We start from the raw sequence: 7,553 nt of genomic DNA, 5'->3' as shown, positions 1-7,553 counted from the left end.
CGAAGGGGGACACCGGACCGTGAGCACCGCTTCGCAGGACCAACCCGTGATCTTCTACCCGTTCACCAGGGAGTTCCAGGAGGACCCGTACCCGCACTACGCGGAGCTGCGCCGGCACGCGCCGGTGCACGAACACCCGGGCGGCTTCTGGATGGTCTCGCGCTACGAGGACGTGGCCGCGCTGGTGCGCTCGGGGCTGTCCGTCGAGCAGAGCCGCGTCGTCCCTGGCCCGTTCCGCGACGCCTACGCGAAGGCGGGGGTGACGGACAAGCCGCGGCTGAAGGGGCTGGCCCTGCTGGACCGGGACCCGCCGGACCACACCCGGCTGCGCAAGCTGGTCACCCAGGCGTTCACGGTGCGCGCGGTCAACGCGCTGGAGCCGATGATCCACGGCTTGGTCACCGAGGCGCTCGACGGCGTCGCCGAGGCGGGCGGCGGGGACCTGGTCGAGTCGCTGGCGTTCCCGCTGCCGTTCACAGTCATCTCGCGCATGCTCGGGATCCCGCCGATCGACACCGGGCACATGCGGATGCTCACCACGCTGCTGATGCGCTCGGTCGAACTCACCCCGGACCGGGAGGTGATGAGGGTGATCGAGGCGGCCGACGCGGAGATCTTCGAGGTGGTCAGCGACGCCGTCTCCCGCAAGCGGCGCGAGCCGGGCGACGACCTGCTCACCGCCCTCATCGCCGCCGAGGACGACGGCGACACGCTCACCCACGACGAGCTGGTCGCCCAGGTCACCATGCTCTACGTCGCGGGCTACGAGACCAGCGTCAACCTGATCTCGGCCGGCGCGCACGCCCTGCTGCGCCACCCGGACCAGCGGGAACTCCTATACACCAGGCCCGAGTTGGTGTCGAACGCGGTGGAGGAGGTGCTGCGCCACGAGCCGCCGGTGCACTTCAGCCGCCGCGTCACCCTCCAGCCCTACCGGGTCGGCGGCCACGAGATCCCCGCCGGCTCGTTCATCCTCGCCAACCTGGCCGGCGCAAATCGCGACGAGGAGGTCTTCGGCCCCGACGCGGAGGAACTGAAGGTCGAACGCGAGAACGCCCGCCGGCACCTCTCCTTCGGCGGCGGCATGCACCACTGCCTGGGCGCGACGCTGGCCCGAATCGAGGGCAGAGCCGCCCTCGGCGAACTCGTCCGCCGCTTCCCCGCCATGGCTCTGAACGGCAAGGTCGAGTGGAACGGCCTGGTCAGCCTGCGCGGTGTGACTCGTCTGCCGGTCACGGTGTGACCGCCACCCGGATCCGCAACCGCGAAGTCGTCGACGTCCGCCCCCGTGGCCACCTGCGCGCTTCGGCCTCTCCCGGATCAAGGTGATGTGAAGCAGAGGCGTTCCCCAGTGGCGCATTCTCGTCGGTGAGAGTGTGCCACTGGGGGATCCGAAGTGGCCTCAACTGTGGCTGCCTGCGGGTTAGTTATCGCCGAAGTCGAACTCGGCGGTGACACACCAGATGCGTCGGCGGTCTGCCTGGTGCGAGCTCCGGATCCGGCAACTCGGCGTTCAGGCCGCGAAGTTGCAGAGGGCCGCAAGAGCCGCGTGGACCTCCCGTTCGATCTTGGCGTAATGCCCGGGCGGGCTGCCGTAGTCGGGGTGGAATCCGGACTCCTCCTCGTGCCCGGTCTCGATGGTGAAGGCGAAGACCGGCGCTCTGGTCGGGTCGTCGAACTGCCGGCGGAAGGCGTAGTCGTCGGAGGTACCGGTGACCGGGCCGCCCACTGGGTGGTACAGCGATGCGCTCTGACCGACCGCGTAGGTGGAGTGTGCACGCTGGGGGCTCGCGGTGGTGACGGTCGGGTCCACACCGGCGCTGCGCAGGATGGCGTCACGCATCTCACCGGCGATGGTGCCGAGGGTATTGCGCACGAAGTGCGGCGGGGAGTTGGTGACGAACTCCTGGTAGTCGAGGCGGTCTGGCGGCAGGGCGGGGCTGCCCGGGCGGAGGCCGTCGCGCTTGCCCGTCCAGGCGGGCGAGGAGAAGTTCATGGACGGGTCGCTGCCGTTGTCCTCGATGCCCCAGCAGAGCAGGACCTTGCGGCCGAACTGGTGGACGTCGACGAAGTACGTAGCCCGGGTGTGGTCGATGAGCCACTGCATGTTGGCGGTTTCCGGCTCGGACGCCGCAGACGGTCCCCGGTAGGTTTCCTGCCTGCTGTCCGTGGAGGCCGGGCCGTCCCGGTAGAAGGACAGATAGATCGCCATGTCGTAGTAGTCCTCGAACTTCCACGCGATGTCGTGGTTGCGGTTGATGTCCACCCCCATCTTGGCCGGGTCGGGATGGGGCCGCCGGTTCTTGCGCCAGCCGGCCTTGACCGGGTCGGTCGGCGGGTTCAGCTGGTCGAACAGCCGGCCGTCGGGATTGATCAGCGGCGCGACGTAGAGGTCCACCCCGTTCAGGATCCGCTCCACCTGGGTGGCCGGGATGGTGAACGGGGGGTAGTCCACCGCCGGCCCGGCCGGGAGCGGCAGGCAGGACAGCGCGGGGAAGACGATGTCAGCGCCGGTGGTGCGGCTCACCAGGAGGTTCTGCGCGAAGTGGACCAGCGCGTCCGGCGGCGCGTACTCGCGTGCGTGGACACCGCCCGTCAGCACCACGGCCGGGCGGCCGTTCTGCGGTGCGTCCGCGATGCGGAGGAAGTGGATCTTCCGGTCCTCGACGCTGAGGTTCGGGAACTCACTGAGCGTGCACAGGGCGGGGAATGTCGCCGCGAGGTCGGCGAGCGCCGCCTCGATCTGGGCCGGGGTCTGCGGCACGGTCGGCGTGGCGTAGGGCGGGGGCATCGCTCACACCTCCCCGCGCTCGGCGTACCCCTGGCCGATCACGGCCGACATCCGGGCGTGGTGCTCGGCGACGCCCTCGGAGGAGAGCAGCACCGTCACCTGGGCACCCTGCGCAACCGCCGCCTCGACAGCCTGGTCGGACGCGTACGCCGCGACCTTGTACTGGTGGTCGGGGCGGGCCTCCAGGCTCGAACGCACCAGGTGGAGCTCCGGTATGCCCTGCACGGCGCGCAGGACCTCCTCGGAGCCTTCGATCTGAACCAGGCTCACGACACTCACCACCTCACCGGCGGCCCCGCTCGACGGCTGCGGTGCGTGAGCGCGGGGCCAGGTCTGCCCGCTGCGTCCGGAGCCACTTCCGGGCCCGGCCGACCGGAGCCCGGACATACAGCATCACCGCTGTTCCGCACCGGTCCGTGTGACAGACGGTGACTAAATCCCGAGCACCAAGCCGGGTCTCCCGCAATCGGGCGCGGGGAACCCACGCACGCTTTCAGCCTGGCACACCGGGCCCCGGACGTAAACCGCCGCTCGGCAGCCAACGGGGCGCGGCCGGCGTGCAGATCGACGACCCGTCCGACGCGCCTTCGTGCCCCCGGCCCGCGCCCGGGCGGAGGCGGAATGCCGGTGGCCGCGCCGTCGTGTCAGAGTGGCGTACGGTCGGCAGGTGGCGGCCCGGGAGGCCCGCGGCGGGGGTGTCGGGAGTGGCGGGAAGATCGACGCGCAGGCGCTGCTGGACGCTACCGTCGGTGCCACCGGGAGCCCGGACTGGTCCGGACTGGTCCGAGCCCACGAGGCGGAGCCGCTGCCGGTGCCGGCGCGGTACGGCCTCGCCGACCGCCCTGACGTCCCGGACGCGCTGGCGCGCGCTGTCGGGTAGCTGGCGGCCGTCTTCCCGCACCATGATCCGGCCGCGTTAGCCGTGCCGGCCAGGAGCCTTGTCGTAACCGGCGAGGAAGAGGCCGACGCCGGCCTCGATGACCCGCGCCAGCCGGGGGTCCTGCAGGCCGGGGTCGCCTCCGGGTCATGCTCAACTGTAGCTGCCTGTGGGTCAGTTATCTCCGAAGTCGAACGCGGCCTCGATGCATTTGCCCGCGATGCCCGGAGTCGTCACGATGAGGTCGATCCTCCAGTGGAGCGACGCCTTTTCGAAAAAGGTTCACCCGTCGCTCAGGTTGAACTCGTGTTGGCGGCAGGCAGCCGTTGATCAGGTGAGGCCGGTACTGGATTTTCTTCAGTTTGCGCTTGATCACACGGGTGAGGTGTGTGAGACCGGCTGCTGCGAAGTCCGCCAGGCCGCGTTTGAGTAGGGACCAGATGCCCTCGGCCGGGTTGAGCTCGGGAGCATTTCCATCGGCACACCGCGACGATCGCAGAACGTCACTATTGCGGACACTGCGTCAACCCGAGTAATCCCCCTCCGTCGCAGGCCCGTTGTCGGGCCAGGCGCGCCCGACGGCGCGTGGCGGAGGGGGATCAGGCACTCGGTCGGTCCCGCAGGGTTCAGGGCGAGGGGGTGTCCGAGGGGTCCTGGGCGGCGTCCGACTCGGCGGCAGCGGCCGCGCTCTCGGCGGCGTCCACCTTCTGCTTCATCTCGCCGAGCTGGTCACCGCCGACCGCGGTGCCGGCGGGCGCGGCGGCCGGCTGGGAGGCGGTGCCCTTCCCGCCCGTGTTCCCGCTGCCGCTCCCGCCGCATGCTGTTAGGGCGAGCGAGACGAGCAGGACTGCGGCGGTGAGACCGGCGGCCCGCCGCAGCGGGCGAGCGGTGGCCGGACGTGCGGCCGCTGCGCGGGCGGTCATGGTGCGAGCGGTCACTGCGCGGTCGAGGTGCCGAGGCCCTGCGAGGAGCACCAGGTGGCCACGTCCTTCAGGTCGTTCTGCCGCTGGGTGAGCGTGGGCACCAGGCTCTTGCGGTAGGTCAGGCGGTCGTTGAGGTAGCTGTAGACGGCGGTGTGCCCGGCGGCCTTGGCGTTGTCCACCCGCTGCTCCAGACGGGCGACCGAGCCGACCTCGGTGTTCGGGCCGTTCAGGCGGTTCAGCGCGTTCTGGATCCGCTGCTCGGTCTTGGGCAGGCGCTTGCAGATGTCCTTCGCGCCGTCGCCCTTGGGCGCGGGCAGGGTCTTCGGGGTCACCGTGGCCACCGGGGTGGCGTTGGTGGTCGCCGCCTGGGCGGGGCCGGCGAACGCGAACAGGGTGCCGCCGAGGGCGAGAGCACCGGCCGCGGCGGCGGCCTTGCGGTAGGAGCGCATGGTGAGTCCTCCAGTTGGCAGGGGTGGCAGATCCCGCCGGACCGTCGGGCGACCCGGCTGAGCAGGACGGTAGAGGGCCTCTTTGTGGATTCCTTGTGAGCCGTGGACTCCTTGTGAGTCGCCGGGTCCGCGAGCCGCCGCGGCCCGCTCAGCCGCTCGCCCCCGTGGACCTGATCCAGTGACGGCGGGTCGGCAGGGGCAGGGTCGGGGCGTCCGGGGCGACCAGGGGCAGGCGGATCTCGATGCGGCAGCCGCTACCGCTCGGCGGCTCGGTGACCGTGACCGTGCCCCGGTGCAGGGCCACCTGCTGGGCGACCAGGGTCAGCCCCAGGCCCGAGCCGGGGCTGTCCCGGCGGCGGTGGAACCGGTCGAAGACCGCCGCGCGGTCCTCGACCGGGATGCCCGGCCCGTCGTCGTCCACGGTCAGGACCGCCTGTCCGGCCTCCCTGTGCAGCCCGAGCACGATCCGGGCCGGCAAGCCGGGTCGGTGGCCGTGCACGGCTGCGTTGGCCAGCAGGTTGTCGCAGACGATCCGCAGCCCGGCCTCCCAGCCGTGCACCCGCAGCCCGCCGCCGTCCGGCCCGGTGAGGCCGGGAGCGGCCAGGGCGATGACCGCCGGCTCCGGCCGCCGTCGGCGAAGCTCGGCGACCGCCGCCGCGGCCGGCTCGGCCAGGTCCAGCGGTCCGAACGCCTCCTCCTCGACCAGGTCGCCGCGGGCCAGCGTGCGCAGCGCGGTCAGCAGGTCGAGCAGCCGTCGGTGGTCGTCGCGCAGGTCGGCGGTGATCTCCGCACGGTCGCCCGGCGGCAGGTCGGGGTGCGCGCTGAGCACGTCCAGGTTGGTCTGCAGGCCCATCAGCGGGGTGCGCAGCTCGTGCGAGGCGGCGGCGGAGAACGAGCGGGCGGTCTCCAGCGCCTGTCCGGTGCGGGCGACCTGCTCGTCGTAGCGGGCCAGTGCGCTCTCCAGCGCGACCGCGAGCTCGTCCACCTCGCGGATCCCGCTGCGCCGGTGCCCGAAGTCGGCGGCGCCGGCGCGCGGGTCCAAGGCGGCGGCCCGGCGGCCGAGCCGGCTGAGCGGGGCGGTGGCGCGCCGGGCCAGGGCGTAGGAGAGCAGGCCGGAGACCGGTGCGGCCAGCACGGCGGCCCACAGGATCCGTCCGCGTACCGCGTCCACTTGCGGGTCCGTCGCGGACACCGGCGCCACGACCCAGAGCGTGCCGGGGTCGACGTCGGTCACCTGCCGGGCCAGCACCCGCCAGGCGCGGCCCTGTGCGTGCACGGTGACCGGGCCGCCGGTGTTCCCGTGGGCGGGCTGCGGCAGCACCGAGGCGGGGCCCGGCATCGGGCCGCCCTGGGTGACCAGGTTGCCGTTCGCGTCCGCCACCCGGATGCCGACGTCCAGCGCGTCGTCCAGCAGGTTGCGGCGCTGGTTCTGTTCGACCCGGAGCCGGCCCTGTTGCGTCGCGTTCAGCAGCGCTCGGGAGGCGGGCAGCACGGCGTCGGCGCGGTCGCGCAGCTTGGTGTCCTGCTGGGCGCGCAGGTCGTGGGTGACCAGGCCGAGAAGCAGCGCGCCCGTGCCCAGCACCAGCAGTGGGACGAGCAGCGCGGCGCCGATCGCGATCCGGGTGGCAAGGCTCATCGAGCGCAGGGCGGGGGTCGCGCCGGTCACCGGCCCGCCTCCGGCATCCGCAGCACGAAGCCGACGCCGCGCACGGTGTGGATCAGTCGGGGTCGGCCGCCCTCTTCCAGCTTGCGGCGCAGGTAGCTGACGAAAGTGTCGACGGCATCGGTGCGGACCTCGAAGTCGTAGCCCCAGACCCGGTCCAGCAACTGGTCGCGGGTCAGTACCAGGCCGGCGTTGCGGGCGAGGTACTCCAGCAGCTCGAACTCGCGGCGGGTCAGCCGCACCGGCCGGCCGTCCCGGCGCACCTCGCGGGTGGCGGGCTCGATCTCCAGCGGTCCGACGCGCAGCACCTCGCCGCCCGGTCCGTCGAGTCGCCCGCCCGCACCCGCGCCGGCGGGCGGGCGGCGGCGCAGCAGGGCGTGCAGCCGCAGCACCAGTTCCTCCAGTGCGAACGGCTTGATCAGGTAGTCGTCCGCGCCCGCCTGCAGACCGGCCACCCGGTCGGCCAGTTCGTCCAGTGCGGAGAGCATCAGCACGGGCGTGTCGACGCCCTGGTCGCGCAGTCGGCGGCAGACCTCGGTGCCGGTCAGGTCGGGCATCGAGACGTCGAGCACCAGCACGTCCGGCGGCTCGGTGGCCACCAGCTCCAGCGCCGCCCGCCCGCCGTCCGCCGAGCGCACGGTGAACCCGCTCAGCCGCAGGCCGCGCTCCAGCGACCGGCGGATCGTGTTGTCGTCGTCCACCACCAGCACCGTCCCGGTGCTGTCACCGACCGCCATCGGCCCTCTCCTCGCTGCCGCCCGGCCGTTTGCCGGGCCCCACGATGGCACGGGCTGATGAGAGTCTTCTCATCGAAGTCGGGGCCCGTGTGAGTGGAGACCGGTGGCGCCTC

7 protein-coding genes are annotated in these 7,553 nt (G+C 72.3%); 2 read left to right on the top strand and 5 right to left on the bottom strand.

Features of this window, described 5'->3' with window-relative positions:
- Window positions 1-19: 19 nt before the first annotated feature.
- Window positions 20-1,243, top strand: coding sequence for a cytochrome P450 (locus ACFQ87_RS10170; protein WP_380610177.1), 1,224 nt, complete (start codon window positions 20-22; stop codon window positions 1,241-1,243).
- Between the two features lie 270 nt (window positions 1,244-1,513).
- Here ACFQ87_RS10170 and ACFQ87_RS10165 read toward each other — a convergent pair whose 3' ends face one another.
- Window positions 1,514-2,791: a M14 family zinc carboxypeptidase gene (locus ACFQ87_RS10165; RefSeq protein WP_380610176.1), complete on the bottom strand. Its 1,278-nt coding sequence runs from the start codon at window positions 2,789-2,791 to the stop codon at window positions 1,514-1,516.
- A gap of 3 nt (window positions 2,792-2,794) precedes the next feature.
- A complete protein-coding gene (locus tag ACFQ87_RS10160) occupies window positions 2,795-3,061 on the bottom strand; it encodes a hypothetical protein (RefSeq protein ID WP_380610175.1) in 267 nt (88 codons plus the stop codon).
- A 397-nt stretch (window positions 3,062-3,458) separates the two neighbouring features.
- On the opposite strand from ACFQ87_RS10160, the gene ACFQ87_RS10155 reads away from it, so the two are divergent.
- A complete protein-coding gene (locus ACFQ87_RS10155; protein WP_380610174.1) occupies window positions 3,459-3,671 on the top strand; it encodes a hypothetical protein in 213 nt (70 codons plus the stop codon).
- A 931-nt stretch (window positions 3,672-4,602) separates the two neighbouring features.
- Here the strand turns inward: ACFQ87_RS10155 and ACFQ87_RS10150 are convergent.
- The 3 genes from ACFQ87_RS10150 to ACFQ87_RS10140 form a co-directional block, all read right to left on the bottom strand.
- Window positions 4,603-5,040 carry a hypothetical protein gene (locus ACFQ87_RS10150; RefSeq protein WP_380610173.1) on the bottom strand — a complete coding sequence of 146 codons (438 nt, stop codon included), beginning with the start codon at window positions 5,038-5,040 and terminating at the stop codon, window positions 4,603-4,605.
- 148 nt (window positions 5,041-5,188) lie between these two features.
- Window positions 5,189-6,706 (bottom strand): sensor histidine kinase, encoded by a 1,518-nt coding sequence (locus ACFQ87_RS10145; RefSeq protein WP_380610172.1) that lies wholly within the window; start codon window positions 6,704-6,706, stop codon window positions 5,189-5,191.
- Window positions 6,703-7,440 carry a response regulator transcription factor gene (locus tag ACFQ87_RS10140; protein ID WP_380610171.1) on the bottom strand — a complete coding sequence of 246 codons (738 nt, stop codon included), beginning with the start codon at window positions 7,438-7,440 and terminating at the stop codon, window positions 6,703-6,705. The genes ACFQ87_RS10145 and ACFQ87_RS10140 overlap by 4 nt, the downstream gene beginning before the upstream one ends.
- Between the last annotated feature and the right edge of the window lie 113 nt (window positions 7,441-7,553).

This window comes from Kitasatospora sp. NPDC056531 (genome assembly GCF_042794375.1).
GTDB lineage: Bacteria > Actinomycetota > Actinomycetes > Streptomycetales > Streptomycetaceae > Kitasatospora.
Note: the sequence above shows the minus strand (reverse complement) of the source record. Positions and strands in the feature narration are given on the sequence as shown.

What these genes read in the sequence shown, in the direction of transcription:
- ACFQ87_RS10165 (WP_380610176.1), bottom strand. Translation starts at nt 2,791, where the DNA reads ATGCCCCCGCCCTACGCCACGCCGACCGTGCCGCAGACCCCGGCCCAG.
- ACFQ87_RS10140 (WP_380610171.1), bottom strand. Translation starts at nt 7,440, where the DNA reads ATGGCGGTCGGTGACAGCACCGGGACGGTGCTGGTGGTGGACGACGAC.
- ACFQ87_RS10150 (WP_380610173.1), bottom strand. Translation starts at nt 5,040, where the DNA reads ATGCGCTCCTACCGCAAGGCCGCCGCCGCGGCCGGTGCTCTCGCCCTC.